Genomic DNA, 18,370 nt, shown 5'->3' with positions numbered 1-18,370 from the left:
CTTTTCCCCGGCACCCGTACCGGACGTCCGGTTCGCCCCCGCTGCCCGAGGAAAGGGTGTGCCGCCATGGTTCCCCAGCCCCGCTCGGCCGACCACGAGCTCATCGCCGCCGGCGGCCACATGTCGCTGCACCTGCGCCACCCCGGCGCGCGCACGGTGGTCGTCGAGGTCTCCGGTGAAGTCGACCTCTGCACCGCCCGCCGGCTGGACGAGGTCCTCCAGTCGCGCATCCACGATCGGGTGGACGAGGTCGTCATCGACCTCTCCGCCGTCACGTTCTTCTCCGTCGCCGGGCTGAACTCGCTGCTGCGGGCCCAGCTGCTCGCCGACGCGACCGGCGCGCACCTGAGCGTCGACGCCGGGCGGTCGCGCGCGGTGCGCCGGCTGCTCACGCTGCTCCCGGCGGACTTCGACAGCGTCGCCGCGAACGTCCGGCCGTGACCGCTCAGTCCGGCTGCCGGCCGCCCAGCCGCCGGACGGCCTCGACGATGACCCGGTTGGGCACGCCCTTCACCAGGTATTCGGTGACACCGGCCGCCGCGAGCCCGGCGATCGAGGCCCGGTCGGCGTAGGCCGAGAACGCCAGGATCGCGGTGCCCGGGCTGCACCGGGCGATCTCCCGCGCCGCCCGTGCGCCACCGCCACCGGGCATCCGGACGTCGAGGACGGCGACCGCGGGGCGGTGCCGCTCCGCCAGCCGGATCGCCTCGTCGGCGTCGCCCGCCACCGCGACCACGGCGATGTCGGGTTCCTCGTCGAGGACCTCCTTGAGGACGTCGCGGATCATCACGTCGTCGTCGGAGATCAGCACCCGCAGCTCGGTCATTCTCCGGCTCCCCCCACGTCGGGCAGCGTCGGCAGCCAGCACTCCACGGTCGTGCCCTCGCCGGGGGTGCTGGTCACCGAGAGCCAGCCGTGCGCCGCTTCGGCCCGTTCGTGCATTTCGACCAGCCCGAAGTGGCCGGCCCCGGCTTCGCCGCCGGCGGTGCCGACGCCGTCGTCGGTGATCCGCACCCGCAGCCCGTTGTCCACTGTGGACAGAACGACGTCGACCCTGGTGGCTTGGGCGTGCTTGTGGACGTTGCTGAGCGCCTCCTGGCAGATCCGGTACGCGGTGGTCGCCGCCTCCGGGGACGGCTCGGCGGTGAGCTCGTCGCGCACCGAGTGCGCCAGTTCCCACCGGCCCGCGACGTCGTCGACGTAGGCCGAGACCGCCTCCACCAGACCGTGGCGGTCCAGCTCGGGGGGCCGCAGCCGGGACACCAGGCCGCGTAGCCGGGCGATGGCGGCCTGCACGGACTCGTCCAGGCTCTCGACCGCGGCCGCCGCGGGTTCCGGCAGCCGGGCGGCGAGCAGCTGCAGGCGCATGCCGACGGCGACCATGGACTGGATCGACTCGTCGTGGACGTCCCAGGCGATCCGCCGCCGCTCCACCTCCTGGGCCTCCACGAGGTGCCCGACCAGCCGGCCGCGGTCCCGCACGGCCTGCTCGGCGTTGCGGCGCTCGGTCATGTCGCGGGTGACCTTGCCGAACCCCTTCAACCGGCCCCGATCGTCGTACAGCGCCGTGAGCACGACGTTCGCCCAGAACCGGCTGCCGTCCTTGCGGACCCGCCACCCCTCGTCCTCCAGCCGCCCCTCCGCGGCCGCCACCGCCAGCTGCCGGTCCGGTTTCCCCTCGGCCACCTCGTCGGCGGGGTAGAACACCGAAAAGTGCCGCCCGACGATCTCCTCTTCGGCGTACCCCTTGATCCGCGCCGCCCCGGCGTTCCAGCTCGAAACCCGCCCCTGGGGGTCCAGCACGAAGATCGCGTAGTCGACCACGTTCTGCACCAGCAGGCGGAACCGCTCTTCGCTTTCCCGCAGGGCGACTTCGGCCGCCCGGCGGTCGGTCACGTCACGGGTCACCTTCCCGAACCCCTTCAACCGGCCCCGATCGTCGTACAGCGCCGTGATCACGACGTTCGCCCAGAACCGGGTGCCGTCCTTGCGGACCCGCCACCCCTCGTCCTCCAGCCGCCCCTCCGCGGCCGCCACCTCGAGTTCCCGGTCCGGTTTCCCGGCCGCGGCGTCCTCCGCCGGGTACAGCATCGAGAAGTGCTGCCCGATGACCTCCTCGGCGGAGAAGCCCTTGATCCGCTCCGCACCGGCGTTCCAGCTGGCAATCCGCCCCCGCGTGTCCAGCATGAAGATCGCGTAGTCGAGCACCCCCTGCACGAGCAGGCGGAACCGGTCGTCGTCCATGGGGCAACTCTGCCGGATCGCCGCGAGCCCGGCATGGCGCGTTCCCGGTCGTTCACCCGGCGAGTTCGGCCGAAGCCGCCGGCAGTGCGCACCACACGACCTTCCCGCGGCCGTGGCGCGCGCTCCCCCACGCCGATGAGAGCCGCTCCACGAGCGCGAGACCCCAGCCGCCGTCCGCACCGGCCGTCCGCCGCACCGGGGGTGCCGGGTCGTCGTCGAAGACCTCGATGCGGAGCTGCCCGCCGGCCACGGCCAGCCGCAGGAACGGGTGGCCGCCGCCGTGGCGCAGCGCGTTGGTCACCAGCTCGGTGACGAGCAGCTGCGCGTCGTCGACGACGGTGCCGCTCGCCCACGCGCGCAGCGTCAGCCGGGTGAACCGGCGCACCAGGGCCAGTCCGCCCGCCGAACCCGTCAGTTCGCACTCCGCCGTGAGCGGGGCAGGGACGTCCACGGCAGCAAGCCTCGCCGACCGCGCGCGGCCGCGCGAGATGCAACCGCGCCCCCTCCGGGTGGTGCAGCTGCATCAGCTGATGAGGCCCTCCCGGCGGGCGACGGCGACGGCTTCGAGCTTCGAACGCGCACCGAGCTTCTCCAGCACGCGCTGCACGTGGTTGCGGGTGGTGTTGCGGGAGACGCCGAGCCGCAGCGAGATCTCGTCGGTGGTCGCGCCTTCGCCCAGCAGCCCGAGGGTTTCGCGCTCCCGCGCGGTCAGCGTCCGGCCCACCGCGGGAATGCGACCGGCGAGCCGGTCGAGGACGCCGGGCAGCAGTTCCGGCTCGAAGACGACGCCGCCGGCGGCCACCTCCCGGACGGCGGACTCGAGCACGCCCAGCTGCGAGGACTTGAACAGCAGCCCGGCACCGCCCGCCTTGGCGACCTGCGCGGCGATCGCCGGGGTCGCTTCGCCGGTCAGGACCAGCACCCGGGCGCCGCCGGCCGCGAGGTCCGCGATGGCACCCAGCGCGTCGCCGTCGGAGAGCCGCCGGTCCAGCAGCACGACGTGCGGCTCGTGCTCGCCGACGTCGGCGAGGGCTTCGGCCCGGGAGCGAGCGCGGCCGACCACGGTGATCCCGTCGGCGCGGTCGAGGGCCTGCTGCAGCGCCTCCGCCACCATGTCGTGGTCCTCCACGAGCAGGACGCGGACGGGGTGCGGCTCATCGGTGTTCACGGGTTTCCTTCGGGGGACGGATCGCTGCCCGCTCATCGTAAATGCCCGGCGCGCTCCCGTCCCGCGTTCACCAGGCCGGGGAGCTCGGCCGCAGCAGTCCTTCCGGGCCGGTGACCGGCAGCCGGTCGACCAGGTCCTCGTGGTGGCCGGGCCGCCGGAACACCGGCGGCGTGAACGCGGCGGCGGGCGGCCCGGTGAACCGCAGCGCGTCGACGAAGCCGGCGACCGCGCACGGGGGCGGCACGACTTCGGTGCCCCCGAGGTAACCGAGGACCGTGGCGGCGCCGCCTGCGGCCGGTTCGACCTCCGCCGACCAGCCGTGCACCTCGTCCCAGATCAGGGCCAGGTCGTGCGCGGGCAGGTCCGGGAGGGTGCGGTCGAGCGCGACGTACCCGGAGCTGGGCACGTCGAGGTCGAGCGAACACGACTCGAACCCGACGCCGACCGCGCCGGCCACCCGGGCGACGTAGGCCCGCAACCCCCGCGCGAAGTGGTATTCGATGTCCTTGCCGAAGCCGATGAGCGTGTTCATGGTGCCGCCTCCCGGCGGCGGATACCCGGTCGGGTGAACGATCACACCTTGGTGGTCATTCTTCGATGGCACCGCCGACGGCCCGCAGGTGCGCGCGGAACGTCAGGCCGGGATCCGCCTCCCGCGCGGTGAGGAACTCCGCGAACCGCACTTGCTCCCGCAGCGGCTCGCCGCCCCGGATCAGGTCGGCCTGGCGGCGTTCGGTGTCGCGGATCCCCTCGGCGAGCGTGAACAGCTCGGCGGCGCGGGCGAGCGGGACGAACAGCACGCCGTCGTCGTCGCCGAGGACGAGGTCCGACGGCCCGATCCGCCAGCTGCCGACGATGGCTTCGGCCAGCCCGCCGTCGACGCGGGGGCCGAGGGTGAGCGGGCCGGTCGGGAGGGAACCGAGGCTGAACACCGGGAGCCCGATGGCCCGGATGTCCGCGGTGTCGCGGTGCAGGCCCCAGATCAGGACGCCGGAAAGCCCGGCGGCGCGCGCCTCGAGCACCACGAGGTCCCCGACGCAGGCTTCGTCGAGGCGGCCGCCGTTGTCGACGACCAGCACCCCGCCGCCGGCCGCGTTCTCGAAGGCTTCCAGGAAGACGTCGACGCTGCCGACGTGCCGGGCCGGGACCGCCGGCCCGAACAGGCGCCCGCCGGGGACCACCGCGCGCGTCGGCGCCGGGGCGCAGCGCACCGGCAGGCCGGCCCGGATGCACGCGTCGGCGAGGTGGGCGGTGGTCAGCGTCGCGAAGCGCCGCCTGAGTCCTTCGAGCTCCATTCCCTGACCGTAGTCAGGAACCGGCGTCCTGGCCACGGGTTTCGGCGGTCAGCCAGGCGAGGTAGTCGGCGCTGCCGCCGACGATCGGCGTGGCGATCACCTCCGGCAGGTCGTAGCCGTGCAGCTGCCGAAGACGCTCGGTCAGCGCCGGGACGCGGTCGGCCGTCGTCTTGACCTCGACGCGCCACTCCTGGTCGGTCTGCACCGCGCCCTCCCACCGGTAGACACTGGTGATCGGCCCGACGACCTGGGCGCAGGCACCCAGCCGTTCCGCGACCGCCCGCGCGGCGAGCTCCCGCGCCGCGGATTCCGAGTCCGTCGTGGACGTCACGATCACGTGCTCCGCCGTCATGGCGGTGAGGTTACCGGCGCAGGCGGCGCATCGCGGCGGCGCCGAGCGCGGGCCCGGCCGCGAGCGCGGGCACGGCGGCCCGCCAGCCGACGGCGTCGGCCAGGAGCGGCAGCAGCTGGATCGTGGCGGCGCTCAGCAGGAAGCCGACCGCCGTCATCGCCGTGAGCGCGGTCCCGACGTACCGCGGATCGGCGGTTTCGGCGAGCGCGGCGGAGAACTGCCCCGAGTCGGCGATCACCGCGACGCCCCAGACCAGCAGCACGGGCAGCAGGAGGACGGTGCCGGAGACGGCGCAGGACAGCACGGCGCACCCCGCGCTGACGAGCATGGCCGCCATCGCGACGACGGCCCGGCCGCAGCGGTCCGAGAGCGCGCCGCCCAGCAGGCACCCGGCGGCGCCGCAGATCCCGATGACGGCGAACGCGGTGAGCCCGCGCGGCCCGCCGGTCGCCGCGAGGTAGGCGGGCAGCCACGCCCACAGCGCGTAGAGCTCCCACATGTGCCCGAAGTACCCGAGGCACACGAGCCGCTGCGGCCGGTCGGCCGCCATCCGCACCAGGTACCGCGGCTGCCACGGCGGCGAGGGGGCAGCGTCCGGGCCCTCGCGGACGAACAGCGCCGACACGCCCGCGCCGGCCGTCGCCAGGACGGCGGCGCCGACGAGGACGGCTCGCCAGTCGACCGGTACCGGCAGGTGCGGCAGGGCCGAGCCGACGGTCAGCGCGGCGAGCAGGGTGCCGAGCGCGATCCCGCGTTTCCGCGGGAACCACGACACGACGACCTTCATCCCGACCGGGTAGACCCCGGCGAGCGCGAACCCGGCGGCGAACCGCAGCGGGACGACGAGCCCCCGGACGTGCGCACACCACGGCAGCACGGCGGTGACGACCGCGGCGAGCCCCGCACCGGCGGCGATGAGCAGCTGCGGCCGGATCCGGTCGGCGAGGTTGAGCGCGGCCGAAACGACCGCCCCGCAGGCGAACCCCACCTGGACGGCGGCGGTCAGGAGGATGGTGTCCTCCCGGGACAGCCCCCATTCCGCCCGCAGCGCGGGAACGACGGCGGAGGCGGAGAACCAGACACTCATCCCGCAGACCTGCACGACGGCGAGGAGCACGAGCTGCCGGGTTGCGGTGGTGGGGCGTGCCGGTGCGGAGATCACCCGCTCTACTTGCGGGTGGGGATCGCCGCTGGTCAACGGCGGGAGGTGGGGCTTCACTCCTTGGGCTGGAAAATCTCTCACATACTGGGCGGGGTGGGTGGTGGGGTCTCGCCTCGGGGCCGTGAGGCCGGGACTGCGGGGGCTGGGCTGGGCGGCCGGGTGGGCAGAAGCGCGACGCGAGGCCAGATCGCCGAACCGCCGCCGAAATCGAGGTGGCCGGGCCCGGCCAGCTCGCCGGTGGCGGTGTCACCGAGCAGTCCGGGCTCGGCCGCACGCGCTGCCCGGCCGAGCGAGGCCACCGCTGGCGGTCGCCGGGCAGTCCGGGCTCGGCCGTCAGGGCTGCGCGGCCGAGCGAGGCCACCGCTCGCGGTCGCCGAGCAGTCCGGGCTCGGCCGCAAGCGCTGCCCGGCCGGGCGAGGCCACCGCTGGCGGTCGCCGGGCAGTCCGGGCTCGGCCGCCAGGGCTGCGCGGCCGAGCCAGGCCAACCCGGTCAGCATCACCTCGCCCGCCGGCGGTGACGCGTCACCCAGCCCAGGTCACCGCCGTCACGTCGTCGGAGTCGTGGTCGTCGTAGGCGTCGTGGTCGTCGTCGGCGTGGTCGTCTTGGTCGACGTCGTCGTCTTCGGCGGGGTCTTCCGCCGGGTCGTCGCCGGCGCGTTGGTGTGCGGCGGGACCACCGTCGCGTGCGTTGTCTGCGGCGTCTCCGGTGGCGGCAACGTCACCAGATCCGGGGTCTCGGTCGCCGACGTCGTCGCCGGTGGCGTGCTGCCCGTCGACCCGCCTCCGGAGCTGCTGACCGCCACCGCCACGCCGCCGATCGCCACGACCGCCACCGCGCACAAGCCCACCACCACGCCGCGGCGGGAGGCTCGGCGGCCCGGGCTGTCGGACTTCGGGCGGCCCAGGGACGGCGGCGGTGCACCCGCGCCGAAGCCGGGCGCCGCCATCGCGCGGGTCTGCTCGCGCGGCGCCGGCACGCGGGTCTCCTCGCGCGGGGACGGCACCGGGAGCGCCTGCACCATGCCGGAGCGGCCCGAAGCGAGGGCCGCCGCGCCCAGTGCGACGCCGTACTTCGGGTGGATGTCGACCGCCGTCGGGCGGCCCAGCTCGGCCGAGACCAGCTGCGACACCAGCGGGATCCGGGAGGAGCCGCCGACCAGGAGCACCGCGCCGAGGTCGGCCGGGCGGAGGTTCGCCGAGCGCAACGCGCGGTGCAGCGAACCGAGCGTCGCCGTGATCGACGGGCGGATCATCTCCTCGAACTCGCCGCGGGTCAGCCGGACCTCCGTCTGCACCGACGGCAGCAGCACCGGGACCGCCACCTCGGTGTCCGCCGACAGCGCTTCCTTCGCCAGCACGCATTCCTGGCGCAGCCGCACCACCGCCGCCACCGCGCCCGGGTCGTCCGGGTCGATCCGCGACAGCTTCCCGTCCAGCGCGCGGTCGACGTGCCCGAACACGGCTTCGTCGAAGTCGACCCCGCCCAGACCCTCGATGCCTTCCGGGGTGCCGAGGATCTCGAACCCGCCGTTGCGCTTCCGGAGCACGGTCGCGTCGAACGTGCCGCCACCGAGGTCGTACACCGCGACGACGGCGCCCTCGTCGAGCCGCTCCTGGGCCGCGTAGTGCGCCGCCGCGGCTTCGGGCTCGGTGATCAAGCCGACCCGGTCGATGCCGGTCAGCTTCGGCACCTGGGCGAACAGCTCCCGCTTGTACGGTCCCCAGTTCGCCGGGTGGGTCAGCGTGATCCGGTCCGGGCGCCCGCCCTGCTGCCCGGCGACCGTCCGGACCACGTAGCCGAGCAGGTGCGCCATCAGCGACGCCACCGAGTGCGGCGCGCCGCCGAGCAGCACCGGCGTCGGGTCGCCGAGGCGCCGCTTGAACTCCCGCGTCACGCGGTCGGGTTCGACGGCCGCGCGCCGGCTCGCCGCGTCCCCGACCAGCACGCTGCCGTCGGGGCGCAGCAGCACCACCGACGGGATGGCCGCCGTCCGGTCGCCGAGCGACACCATTTCGACGTGGCCGGCCCGGTCGACGGCGGCGGCCGTGAAGGTCGTGCCGAGGTCGATGCCCAGTCCGTAGCCCATGTCAGCCTCCGCCGCCGGTGTCCGCGTTGTCGAAAATCGGGTGGTCCCCGTGAACCGGCTCCGGGTCCGCGGGGTGTTCTTCGTGCACGTGGTCCTCGAGCGGTTCCGGGGGCGGATCGTGCGGCTCCGGCGGTGGGCTGTCCGGCACCTCGGTCACGGCCGGCGCGTGGTCGGGCTCGGGGTGCCGCGGCGGCTCGAACGGGTGCTCCTTCTCCACCGGGTGCGGCCGGCTCCCGGTCACCTCGCCGGCGTCGTGGGGCGCCGGTTCGCGTTCGGTCGCGAAGCTGTGGCGCGGGGCCGGGTGCTCGGCGAGCGAGGCCGACGCCGCCAGCGTCGTCTCGACGGCCGCCGGCGCGGCGTCCACTGTGGATGGCGTCCGGCCGAACGTGACGACCGGCGGCGCCGGCGGCCCGGGCAGCGCCGGCGACGGGGCGGTCACCTGCGCCGTCACCGTCGCGCCGCGGCCCTTGTCCGCGATCACCTCGGTCTGGTGGATCGCCGGCCCGGCCGGCTCGCCGAACGGGTCGTCGGCCTTGGCCTGCTCGTCCACGGTCACCCCGACCTCGATCCCGGGCGGCCCCGTCTCGGCCTCGTCGAGGACGACGGTCTCCTCCTGGAACACCTCGATGTCGCCGTGGCCCGGCGCGTCGGGGGTCAGCTCGTAGGTCAGCGAACCCTTGTGCTCGACGGTGATCGTGCCGTCCGGGTTCTCGTGGATGACGACGTCGGCGTCCTGCACGATGTCGATGTCGGTGTCCCCCGGCGTCCCGTCGCCGGGCACGACGAGGTGCTGGTGGTCGGTGTACACCTCGTCGCGGCCGTGGTTGTGCACCACGAACCGTTCGGTCGCGTCGATGATGAAGTTGCCGAACTCGTCTTCGCGGACCTCGATCTGCTCGAACTCCTCGACGGTCGGTAGTTCCTCCAGCGGCAGGCCGTCGGTGGTCTCCGGGTGCCAGACCGTGCCGGTCTGCGCCTGCACGTGGCCGTCTTCACCGCGGGTGACCGTGCTGGTCTCCACTTCGGGGACGTACTCGTGGGCGGGCACGTCGTGCGCGGTCTCCGCGGCGGGCTGCGGCGGGGGTGGCGCCGGGGTGGCGCCCGGCGTGAGCAGGTTGCCGGCCACTTCGGACGCGACGGCGCCGGCGGCGGCCGCGGCGGCCTTCCTGATCTTCCCCTTCGGCTGGTCGGTCACGACAGGACCTCCGCCCTGGCTTCGCTGAGCAGGATTCCTTCGCACGTGCGGACGAGCACGCGCGCCGCGTCGCGGACGTCGCGCGGGGACGCGGGGTGCTCGGCGCGCCGCTGCCACCTCAGCAGCTGCGCGCCGAGCGCCTGCCGGATCGCGGAGCGGCCCGCGTTCCCCGGCAGGCCCAGCCGGCTCGGCACGTCCACCCCGGTCGCGCCGAGCAGCCGTTCCGCGTCGCGGGCCTCGTCGGTGGTGAACAGCACGACGCCGAGCCGGATCGAGTCGATCAGCTGGATCTCGGCGAACTCGTGCGCGCCCGCGACGATCCGCTCCCACTCGTGCAGCAGGCCGCCGGTGCGGTCCGGGTAAGCGCGCAGCACCACTTCCGCCGCCTGCAGCGCCGACCGCGCCTTGAGCACGTCGGCCCGCGCGGCGAACTGCGTGGTCAGCAGCGACCGGAGGCGGTGCAGCCCGCTGCGGGCCAGCAGCTCGCCCGACAACGCCCGCGCGCCGGTCACCAGCTCGCCGCCGACCAGCTCGATCGCCAGCCGCACGCCGAAAAGGCCGTAGCGGGCCAGCAGTTCGGCGCGTTCGGCCGCCGGGACGTCCACTTCGGACTCGCCGGTGGCGAACCGGTCGGCCGACATCAGCAGCCGCGCCACTTCGGCCTCCGGCGCGGCCGAGAGCCGCCCGAACGCGCGGAACTCGGATTCCTTGAGCGTCGCCGCGGAGCTGGCCAGCAGGCCGGCCACCGGGACCACGGTCTGGCAGAGCCCGCGGACCCGCGGGTCGCGGGCGTAGCGGCCGGCGATCTTCGCCGCCGAATCGAGCGCGTCGGCCCGGGCGTGCCCGACCTCGTCGGCCTTCGCCAGCACGCCGATGGTGTTGACCGGGCGGCGCTGCGCCGGGTCGTCGTGGAAGGCGTCCAGGAACCGGACGTCGTCGCCGTGCACGTGCCGCATCAGGTACACCACGGCGTCCGCGGTGCCCACGCCGTCGCCCTCGGGGACCAGCGCCGCTTCGGTGCGCCCGGAGACCTCCGCCCGCGCCGATCCCAGGCCGGGCGTGTCGATCAGCGTCATCGCGCGCAGGGCGGGTGACGGCCAGTCGACGACGAGCCGGTCGACGTCGTCGGGCGCCATGCCGAGTTCGAGGCCGAGGGTGCCGGACAGCCTGCCGAAGGGCAGCTGGCGCGGCATCCCGCGCACGGGGTGCAACATGATCCGGTAGGTCGGGCCGTTGCGGTACCAGGTGACGACCCGGGTGCACTCCCCCGCGTCGGTCGCCGCGAGCTCCTGGCCGACGAGGGCGTTGAGCAGCGTGGACTTCCCGGCCTTGACGCGGCCGGCGATCGCGACGCGCAGCGGTTCGGCGAGCCGGCCGGCGATCTGCCGCAGCTGCGGCTCGGCGGGCGTGCCCGCGTAGCCGGCGCACGCGCGGGCGACGAACCCGCGGACCTGGATGTGGAGCGGGGTCACCGTGCCACCGCCTTCGGCTTGGGCGCGCTGCGGAAGGTGAGTTCGTCGGCGCGGCGCTCGAGCACTTCGAGGGCTTCGATGTCGGCCTCGAGCCGGGTGAGCTCGGCGGCCTCGGCGTCGTCGTCGACGACGGCCTTCTTCGCGTTCGCCAGTGCTTCGGTGAGGGACCGCTGGAGTTCTTCGACGCGCGCGCTGTAGGCGTCGCGGAGTTCTCTTTGGACGGTCCGCATCGCGTCGCGCGAGTCCTTGCCGACCTGGAGGTTGAACTCGTCGACGAACCGGCGCACCGCGGTCTTGGCCAGGCCGCGGCGTTTCTCCAGCTGCCGCTTGCGTTCGTCGAGGAAACCCGACCGGCCCATGAGCAGGCCGGCCGCCACCCCGAACGGCGTCGGGATGGCCAGCGCGGCCATCTTCGTCAGCATGGAGAACATCAGGAACCCGCTGTAGGCCTTCTGGAACGCGGCCATCCCGGTGGCGCCGCGGGTCTTGACGCCGGTGAACGACGCGTCGATGTCGATTTCCGCCACGACTTTCACCGGCGCCTGGACCTCCCGCGGCAGCACGGCTTGGGACTCGGCGAGCTCGAAGTGGTCGGCGACCCGGGTCGCGAGTCCCCTTGCCTGCCTGACGAAGGCCGCGTAGTTCTCGAGCGTCTCGTTCGCCAGCCGCTGCCGCAGCCACTTCTCGAACTCGGGCCAGTTCTTGGCCGGGTCACCGTCCTCGATGGCCTCTTCGGCCTCGTGCAGCACCCCGCGGGAGCGGGCGCGCAGGTCGTAGTCCACATCGGACGAAATGTCGGCGAACCCGTCGAAGAGGAGCTGCTGCCACTTGGCGGACTGGCTGCGCAGCGCGTCGACGCGGTCGTTGACCCGGCCCAGCTCCGCGACGAGCGCGGCGGACTGCTCGGGGTGCGCGAGCGCGGTGCGGCGGGCGCGCAGGGTGGCGTGCAGCTGCCCGACCGCGGACCCGACGTGCAGGCCGACGGCGTTGAGCGCCGAGCGCTCGGCGTCCCCGACCACGCCCTGCAGGCGCTTGACCAGCTGCGGAAAGCCGGACTCGACGTTCATCTCCTGGTCGGCCGAGCGGGCCGCGATGGTGCGCAGCTCCGAGGACACGGCGACGGTGTCGACGCTGAGCCCGCACGCTTCGAGGTGGCCGGCGTTGAGGTCGAGGATGCGCCGCCACTGCGGGTAGAGGTCGATCTTGGTGAGGACGAAGAAGACGCTCGGGCAGAGTTCTTTCACCGTCCGGAGGAACCGCAGTTCGGCGGCCGTGAGTTCCTGGGACGCGTCCGAGAGGAACAGGACGGCGTGCGCCCGCGGGAGCGAGCTGACGGTGACGGCGTTGTGCAGCGAGCCGAGCCCGCCGACGCCGGGGGTGTCGACCAGCACCAGCCCACCGGACAGCAGCTGGCGGCTGATCGACGCGGTGACCGACTTGAGTTTCCGCAGGTTGCCGGGATTCCCGGCTTCACTGACGTGGCTCGGCAGGTCTTCGAGCGAGATCCGCTCGGTCCACGGCGGCGCCGACGGATCGGCCGGCTCGTAGGTCGCCAGCGCCCCGGACTCCGGCGCGAACCGCACGACGGTCGGCACCGCGGTCGCGATGTCGTCGTCGACCGGGCAGATCTTGGCGGTCAGCAGCGCGTTGATGAGCGAACTCTTGCCCTGCTTGAACTCCCCGACGACGTAGACGGTGACGTCCGGTTCGGACAGCAGGCGCCGGGCGTCGGTGAGGCGCTGGACGAGATCGTCCCGCCCGTAGGCCTTCGCCCCCTTGACCGCGAGGTCGAGGGTGTCGAGGGCGACGCGCCCCCCGCCACTCGGCTCCTGCATGACCGCTCCTCTGCGCTTACGCCGGCTCAGTAGTGGTCGACGTCGTGGTGGTGGTCGACGTGGTGGTCGTGGCCGGCGTGGTGGTGGTCCTCGTGCTCGTGGTGCTCGGTGGCCGCCTGCTCGTTGAACTGGTTGCCGCCGTGGTGGCCGTGGGCCTGTTCGTTCTGGAAGATGTTGCCGTGGCCGCCCGTGGAGGCCTGCTCGTTGAACTGGTTGCCGTGGCCGCCGTGGGACTGTTCGTTCTGGAAGATGTTGCCGTGGCCGCCGGTCGAGGCCTGCTCGTTGAACTGGTTGCCGTGGCCGCCGTGGGACTGTTCGTTCTGGAAGATGCTCCCGTGACCGCCGGTCGAGGCCTGCTCGTTGAACTGGTTCCCACCGTGACCGCCCGAGCCCTGCTCGTTCTGGAAGATGCTCCCGTGACCACCCGTGGACGCCTGCTCGTTGAACTGGTTCCCACCGTGACCGCCGGAACCCTGCTCGTTCTGGAAGATGCTCCCGTGACCACCCGTGGACGCCTGCTCGTTGAACTGGTTCCCACCGTGACCGCCGGAACCCTGCTCGTTCTGGAAGATGCTCCCGTGACCACCCGTGGACGCCTGCTCGTTGAACTGGTTCCCACCGTGACCGCCCGAGCCCTGCTCGTTCTGGAAGATGTCCCCACGACCACCCGTCGACGCCTGCTCGTTGAACTGACCGCCCCCGGAACCCTGCTCGTTCTGGAAGATGTTGCCCACGCCGCCCGTGGAGGCCTGTTCGTTGAACTGGTTCCCGTGACCGGCGGAGGCCTGCTCGTTCTGGAACACGTCGCCGTGGTGGCCGGCCGACGCCTGCTCGTTGAACTGGTTGCCGCCGCGGCCGGAGCCTTGCTCGTTCTGGAAGATGTCACCGCCGCGGCCACCCGTCGAGGCCTGCTCGTTGAACTGACCGCCACCCGAACCCTGCTCGTTCTGGAAGATGTCGCCCCCGCGGCCACCCGTCGAGGCCTGCTCGTTGAACTGACCGCCACCCGAACCCTGCTCGTTCTGGAAGATGTCACCGCCGCGGCCGCCCGTCGACGCCTGCTCGTTGAACTGGCCACCTCCCGAACCCTGCTCGTTCTGGAAGATGTCCCCGCCACCACCCGCGGAAGCCTGCTCGTTGAACTGGCCACCCCCGGAACCCTGCTCGTTCTGGAAAACGTCGCCCGATGAAGTCGTCATCCTGTCCACTCCTGACATCCGGATCGGTGAAGCCCGCGCCCCTCCGTTGTCATCCAGTCTCGAACCGGATGCCGCCGCGGTCATGAGTAGCGGGGTACTCGGCTTCGCCCGGGCCGCGGCCTCCACCTACCTACGGGCCGTCCGCCGCACTACTCCCCGGCTCCGGTTGCCCCACCACCGAAGCCAGTTCGCGCCGCCCCGAAATACCCAGCTTCGCGTAGACGCCGTGCAGCACGTTGTCCACCGTTCGCACCGACACCACCAAGCGGTCCGCGACGGCGCGGCTCGTCAGGCCCGTCGCCACCAGGCGGGCGATCTCCAGCTCGCGGACCGTCAGGTCGAGCGGGGTGTCCAGCAGCGCCAGCGCCGGCGTCGCGGCGTCCGGGCAGGACGCCAGCCACGACTGGGCCCGCTGGGCCGAACCGACCGCGCTCCCCAGCTTGCCCGCCGCGCGGTGGGCTCGGGACGCCTCCGCCGCCGCCTCTGCCGCGAGCAGGCGGGCGCCCATGTCGGCGAACGCCGTCGCGACCGCGTCCAGGGCCGCCGCGTCGCCCGCGGACAGCGCCCGCGCGTGGGCCGCGTACAACGACACCAGCGGGCCGTCCAGCTCCGACGAGAACTCCGGGACGCCGAAACGAACCAGATCGTGGCTGATCTCGGCCGCGACCGCCGGCCGGCCCGCGTACTCCAAGACCGCCTGTGAAGCCAGGGAAGCCGCTCGGGTCAGCTCGCCCCGGGCCGCGCAAGCCCAGGCCGTGGCCCAGCGGCCGGGCGAGTCTGTCGCCTGCCCGGCCATCGCCGACGCGCGGGCCAACGCGCTCGCGACCGCCGGGCGGAACTCGTGCGGCTGGTCGTGGCCCTCCACCGCCAGGGCTTCGCTCAGCCGCCGGATCGCCGCGCGCACGTTGCCGTACGCGAGCGCGACCGTGCCGAGGGACGCCGCCGCGGCCGCCAGTGCCGGGGCCCAGCGGTCGCCGACCGCGGCGCGGTAGTGCTCGCCCGCCAGGTCTTCCGCCTCCTCCAGGCGGCCGGCCCGGCACAGCGCCACCACCCGCGCGTGCTCCAGGCGGACGCGGGACCCTGGCACGGACGCGTCCGCGGCCGTGATCGCCAGTCCCTCCTCGACGACGCCGAGGCACGCCTCCGTCCGCCCGGACTCGGCCAGCGCCCCGGCCGCGACGACCAGCGCACTCAGGCGCAGCACGTCGCCGCGCGGGTTGCGGTCGAGCACCGGGCCGAGCAGGTCCAGCGCCTCGCGGCACGCGCCCGTCGCCGCGCGCACCGCCGCCCGGGCCACCACCAGCTCGTCGGCCGTCCCGGACACCGCGGTCTCGGCCGTGTCGAGCACGGACTCGGCCTCGTCGAAGCGGTTCAGGCCGAACGCCAGGTTCCGCGCCCGCGTCCCGGCGACGCGCGCGTGCTGCGCGTCCGACACCGTCTCGCCGGCGAGTTCGGCCAGCAGGGCGTCGGCGTCGGCGTGCCGTCCGCCCGCGATCCGGACCTGGGCCAGCAGGTACTTCGCGGCGAACCCGCCACCCAGCCGGACGGCTTCCGCGGCCAGCTGCTCGGCCTGGGGGAAGTCCTTGCGCAGCAACGTCTCCGCCGCGGCGCGGACGAGCTGCGGGTCGGTCGGCAGGCCGGCGGCGAGCCGCCAGCGGACCAGCCGCGGCTTGTCCTCGGCGCGCCGCGCGCCGGTCAGGTCCAGCGTCCTGGCGAGGATGCGGTAGGTGTCGCGCTGCCGCAGCGGCGACGTCCGGCGCCGGATGACCTCGGCGTAGAGCGGGTGCGCGAGGCGGACGTTCAGCCGCCGCCCGATCCGCTCGGACACCACCAGCCCGGCCCGCTCGGTGGACGCCAGCACACTCGCCGCGCCCAGCCGGACCAGTGGTTCGCTGCCCAGCGGCTCGCCGAAGGCCAGCAGTTCCAGCAGCCGCCGCTCGTCGGCGTCGACGCGGTCGGTGCGGGTTTCGATCAGCTCGACCAGCCGTGGCGTGGCCGTGAGGGCGCCGCTCCACCGCCACAGCCCGTCCACGGCCGAGAGCGAGCCGCTGTCGAGCCCGCCCTGGACGAGTTCCCGCAGGAACAGCGGGTTGCCCAGGGTGAGGTGCCACAGCCGGTGCTCCGCGCCGTCGTCGAGCCGCCCGCCCAGCGCCGCGGTCACCAGCTCGATGGTCTGCGCCCGGGTCAGTTCGCCGACGTCGAGCCGTTCGGCCACGCGGTCCTTCCACATCGCGAACACCGGGTCGGGCACGCTCACGCCGTGCGGCGCGATCACGATGACGAACGCCGCCGCGGTCGCGGCCAGCTGGTGCACCAGCGTCGCGGACAGGTCGTCGAGCAGGTGCGCGTCGTCGACGCACAGCACCAGCCGCCGCCCCTCCGCGCCCCGCGTGAGGTGGCCGGCGACCTGGTTGAGCCGGTGCGCGCGGTCGGCCGTGCCGTCGGCGCTGCCCGGCAGGAGGTGGGCGAAGGCGCCGAACGGGATCGTCGACGCCGACGACATCGCGCGCACCCAGTGCGTGCGCGCGCCGTCACCGGCCAGCTCGGTCAGCAGCACCTTGGCCAGGCGGGTCTTGCCGGCCCCGGCACGGCCGGTCAGCAGCAGGCCGCACACCTCGGTGTCGGCCAGTGCCCGGCGCGCGAAGGCCAGCTCCTGTTCGCGGCCGACCAGCGGCCAGTCGTTCGCCACACCCACTGCCTCCCCGCGTGCGCACAGTCTTTCTCCGGATAATGACAACGGAGGCGCCCGCCAAGTACCGAATCCGCGCAGCGATTTGGCATAATTCGCCAGGCGGCTCGACAAATGCGACACAACGGACAGTTGATCTGCTATTCGGTGAGCATTTCCCGGCTATTCACCCGGCACCGTGATCAACCGTTTTCGCGGAATTCAAGACAACTCCTCGCCGGAGGCGCCAGGATGGGCGCACCCCGTTCCCCGAAGTGAGGACCCGAGGATGACCCGCCTGCCCGCACTGGCCGTCGCCGCGCTCACCGCTTCCGCGCTGCTGACCGGCACGGCCGACGCCGCGAGCCCCCCGTTCACCGCCTCGGTGTTCCGGGCGACGCACAACAGCTATTCGGGCAACGTCGACGGCGCCAAGAACTCGATCGGCTACCAGCTCGACCACGGCGTCCGGTTCATCGAGCTCGACATCCACGACAACGGCTACGCGACCACCCACGACTACGGCGTCGGCCACGACTCCCCCGGCAACCTCGTCGACCACAGCGGCGGCAACCCGGCGTCGAACAACCTCCGCGACTGGCTGACCACGGTGAACACGTGGTCGGCGCAGCACCCGGCCGCCGCGCCGATCGTCGTCATGCTCGACCTCAAGGACGACCTCACCGACAACCCCTCGTTCGCGGCCGGCAACCTCACCGCCGTCAACCAGGAGCTCGAGTCGGTCTTCGGCGGCCGCCTCCTGCGCGCCCAGGACTACCCGGCCGGGCAGCCGGACGTCGACTCCCTCCGCGGGCGCGTGCTGCCGCTGCTGTCCGGGCACGCCGGCAGCCGCGCGGAGTACAAGCGCGACGTCGGCTACCACCCCGCGGTCGCGCTCAACGGGCGCGGCCAGATCGTCGAGGTGCACGACTCCGGCGGCGGCGCGCTCTGGTACTGGACCGGGACCTACGGCGCCGACGGCCGCGTCACCTGGCTGCGGCACGGGAAGTACGACAGCGGGCAGACCCCGGCCGTCGCGCTCAACGACAACGGTGACCTCGTCGAGGTCCACCAGTCGCAGAGCGCGACCACGCTCTGGTACCACGTCGGCAAGCTCGGCGCGGACGGCGAGATCACCTGGCAGGCGTCCCACCAGTACGACAACGGCGTGCAGCCGACCGTCGCCTTCACCGACGCCACGCACCTGCGGGAGATCCACCGGAGCCAGAGCAGCAGCCAGAACTGGACGTGGACCGGCACGCTGTCGGCCACCACCGTTTCGTGGACCGGCAACGCCAAGACGTCCGACGCGCGCTTCGCCAAGGACACCGCCGTCAACGGCACCCGGCGCGTGCGGGTGTGGACCGGCGCCGACGGCCCGACGCCGTCGAACACGCTGCGCGCGGACACCGCGAGCGTCGCCGGCGACCGGATCCGCTACCGGCAGGTCGCGTTCGACGAGTTCCAGAACGGTGACAGCGCGGAGCTGCAGCAGGGCGCGCTGTTCTACGGCGCTCCCGCGACGGAGTCGGCCTTCATCACCTCGGCCCGGCAGTCGGGCAAGCTGGTCCGCGGCTGGGACTTCGACTCGGCGAGCCAGGCGACGACCCCGCCGGCCAACTACCCGGCGACCAACCACCCGTACGACGCCTGGTACCAGTCGCTGCTGACCGGCGCCGCCGAGTAGCCGTCA

General features: G+C 73.5%; 16 protein-coding genes. 2 read left to right on the top strand and 14 right to left on the bottom strand.

The genetic code is table 11. The features are described 5' to 3' along the window. Positions 1-66 precede the first annotated feature (66 nt). The gene (locus tag EIY87_RS44750) at positions 67-441 is read left to right on the top strand and encodes an STAS domain-containing protein (RefSeq protein WP_125316165.1); all 375 of its coding nucleotides are present in this window, start codon (positions 67-69) and stop codon (positions 439-441) included. A gap of 4 nt (positions 442-445) precedes the next feature. On the opposite strand, the gene EIY87_RS44745 is transcribed toward EIY87_RS44750, so the two are convergent. From EIY87_RS44745 to EIY87_RS44680, 14 genes are all read right to left on the bottom strand, one after another. Further along, the gene (locus tag EIY87_RS44745; protein ID WP_125316164.1) at positions 446-826 is read right to left on the bottom strand and encodes a response regulator; all 381 of its coding nucleotides are present in this window, start codon (positions 824-826) and stop codon (positions 446-448) included. Next, on the bottom strand, positions 823-2,244 hold the full coding sequence (locus EIY87_RS44740) for a PAS domain-containing sensor histidine kinase (protein WP_125316163.1): 1,422 nt from the start codon (positions 2,242-2,244) through the stop codon (positions 823-825). The genes EIY87_RS44745 and EIY87_RS44740 overlap by 4 nt, the downstream gene beginning before the upstream one ends. Before the next feature lie 52 nt (positions 2,245-2,296). Next, positions 2,297-2,695, bottom strand: a complete 399-nt coding sequence (locus EIY87_RS44735; protein WP_125316162.1) for an ATP-binding protein — start codon at positions 2,693-2,695, stop codon at positions 2,297-2,299. A 72-nt stretch (positions 2,696-2,767) separates the two neighbouring features. After that, positions 2,768-3,448, bottom strand: coding sequence for a response regulator transcription factor (locus EIY87_RS44730; RefSeq protein ID WP_125316161.1), 681 nt, complete (start codon positions 3,446-3,448; stop codon positions 2,768-2,770). Between the two features lie 31 nt (positions 3,449-3,479). Next, complete coding sequence (locus EIY87_RS44725) at positions 3,480-3,944, bottom strand: DUF6292 family protein (protein ID WP_125316160.1); 465 nt, start codon at positions 3,942-3,944, stop codon at positions 3,480-3,482. Positions 3,945-3,999: 55 nt separating this feature from the next. Then, complete coding sequence (locus EIY87_RS44720) at positions 4,000-4,707, bottom strand: RraA family protein (protein ID WP_125316159.1); 708 nt, start codon at positions 4,705-4,707, stop codon at positions 4,000-4,002. A gap of 13 nt (positions 4,708-4,720) precedes the next feature. Continuing rightward, positions 4,721-5,059, bottom strand: a complete 339-nt coding sequence (cutA, locus tag EIY87_RS44715; protein ID WP_125316158.1) for a divalent-cation tolerance protein CutA — start codon at positions 5,057-5,059, stop codon at positions 4,721-4,723. 10 nt (positions 5,060-5,069) lie between these two features. Next, positions 5,070-6,221, bottom strand: a complete 1,152-nt coding sequence (locus EIY87_RS44710; protein ID WP_225440417.1) for an MFS transporter — start codon at positions 6,219-6,221, stop codon at positions 5,070-5,072. A gap of 545 nt (positions 6,222-6,766) precedes the next feature. Continuing rightward, entirely contained in the window at positions 6,767-8,308 is a 1,542-nt protein-coding gene (locus tag EIY87_RS44705) for an Hsp70 family protein (RefSeq protein ID WP_125316157.1), read from the bottom strand. Position 8,309: 1 nt separating this feature from the next. Beyond that, a complete protein-coding gene (locus tag EIY87_RS44700; RefSeq protein ID WP_125316156.1) occupies positions 8,310-9,503 on the bottom strand; it encodes a hypothetical protein in 1,194 nt (397 codons plus the stop codon). Further along, positions 9,500-10,975, bottom strand: a complete 1,476-nt coding sequence (locus EIY87_RS44695) for a dynamin family protein (RefSeq protein ID WP_125316155.1) — start codon at positions 10,973-10,975, stop codon at positions 9,500-9,502. The genes EIY87_RS44700 and EIY87_RS44695 overlap by 4 nt, the downstream gene beginning before the upstream one ends. Further along, the gene (locus tag EIY87_RS44690) at positions 10,972-12,810 is read right to left on the bottom strand and encodes a dynamin family protein (RefSeq protein WP_125316154.1); all 1,839 of its coding nucleotides are present in this window, start codon (positions 12,808-12,810) and stop codon (positions 10,972-10,974) included. Before EIY87_RS44690 ends, EIY87_RS44695 begins: the two co-directional genes overlap by 4 nt. A 26-nt stretch (positions 12,811-12,836) precedes the next feature. After that, the gene (locus EIY87_RS48825) at positions 12,837-14,009 is read right to left on the bottom strand and encodes a glycoprotein (RefSeq protein ID WP_225440416.1); all 1,173 of its coding nucleotides are present in this window, start codon (positions 14,007-14,009) and stop codon (positions 12,837-12,839) included. 130 nt (positions 14,010-14,139) lie between these two features. Beyond that, positions 14,140-16,698 (bottom strand): helix-turn-helix transcriptional regulator, encoded by a 2,559-nt coding sequence (locus EIY87_RS44680; RefSeq protein ID WP_225440415.1) that lies wholly within the window; start codon positions 16,696-16,698, stop codon positions 14,140-14,142. Between the two features lie 268 nt (positions 16,699-16,966). On the opposite strand from EIY87_RS44680, the gene EIY87_RS44675 reads away from it, so the two are divergent. Then, on the top strand, positions 16,967-18,364 hold the full coding sequence (locus tag EIY87_RS44675) for a PI-PLC domain-containing protein (RefSeq protein WP_125316152.1): 1,398 nt from the start codon (positions 16,967-16,969) through the stop codon (positions 18,362-18,364). Positions 18,365-18,370 lie beyond the last annotated feature (6 nt).

Source organism: Amycolatopsis eburnea (genome assembly GCF_003937945.1).
Lineage (GTDB): Bacteria > Actinomycetota > Actinomycetes > Mycobacteriales > Pseudonocardiaceae > Amycolatopsis > Amycolatopsis eburnea.
This window is presented reverse-complemented; position numbering and strand designations above follow the sequence as displayed.

What these genes read in the sequence shown, in the direction of transcription:
- EIY87_RS44750 (WP_125316165.1), top strand. Translation starts at nt 67, where the DNA reads ATGGTTCCCCAGCCCCGCTCGGCCGACCACGAGCTCATCGCCGCCGGC.
- cutA (WP_125316158.1), bottom strand. Translation starts at nt 5,059, where the DNA reads ATGACGGCGGAGCACGTGATCGTGACGTCCACGACGGACTCGGAATCC.
- EIY87_RS44690 (WP_125316154.1), bottom strand. Translation starts at nt 12,810, where the DNA reads ATGCAGGAGCCGAGTGGCGGGGGGCGCGTCGCCCTCGACACCCTCGAC.
- EIY87_RS48825 (WP_225440416.1), bottom strand. Translation starts at nt 14,009, where the DNA reads ATGACGACTTCATCGGGCGACGTTTTCCAGAACGAGCAGGGTTCCGGG.
- EIY87_RS44705 (WP_125316157.1), bottom strand. Translation starts at nt 8,308, where the DNA reads ATGGGCTACGGACTGGGCATCGACCTCGGCACGACCTTCACGGCCGCC.
- EIY87_RS44675 (WP_125316152.1), top strand. Translation starts at nt 16,967, where the DNA reads ATGACCCGCCTGCCCGCACTGGCCGTCGCCGCGCTCACCGCTTCCGCG.
- EIY87_RS44745 (WP_125316164.1), bottom strand. Translation starts at nt 826, where the DNA reads ATGACCGAGCTGCGGGTGCTGATCTCCGACGACGACGTGATGATCCGC.
- EIY87_RS44725 (WP_125316160.1), bottom strand. Translation starts at nt 3,944, where the DNA reads ATGAACACGCTCATCGGCTTCGGCAAGGACATCGAATACCACTTCGCG.
- EIY87_RS44740 (WP_125316163.1), bottom strand. Translation starts at nt 2,244, where the DNA reads ATGGACGACGACCGGTTCCGCCTGCTCGTGCAGGGGGTGCTCGACTAC.
- EIY87_RS44720 (WP_125316159.1), bottom strand. Translation starts at nt 4,707, where the DNA reads ATGGAGCTCGAAGGACTCAGGCGGCGCTTCGCGACGCTGACCACCGCC.
- EIY87_RS44730 (WP_125316161.1), bottom strand. Translation starts at nt 3,448, where the DNA reads ATGAGCGGGCAGCGATCCGTCCCCCGAAGGAAACCCGTGAACACCGAT.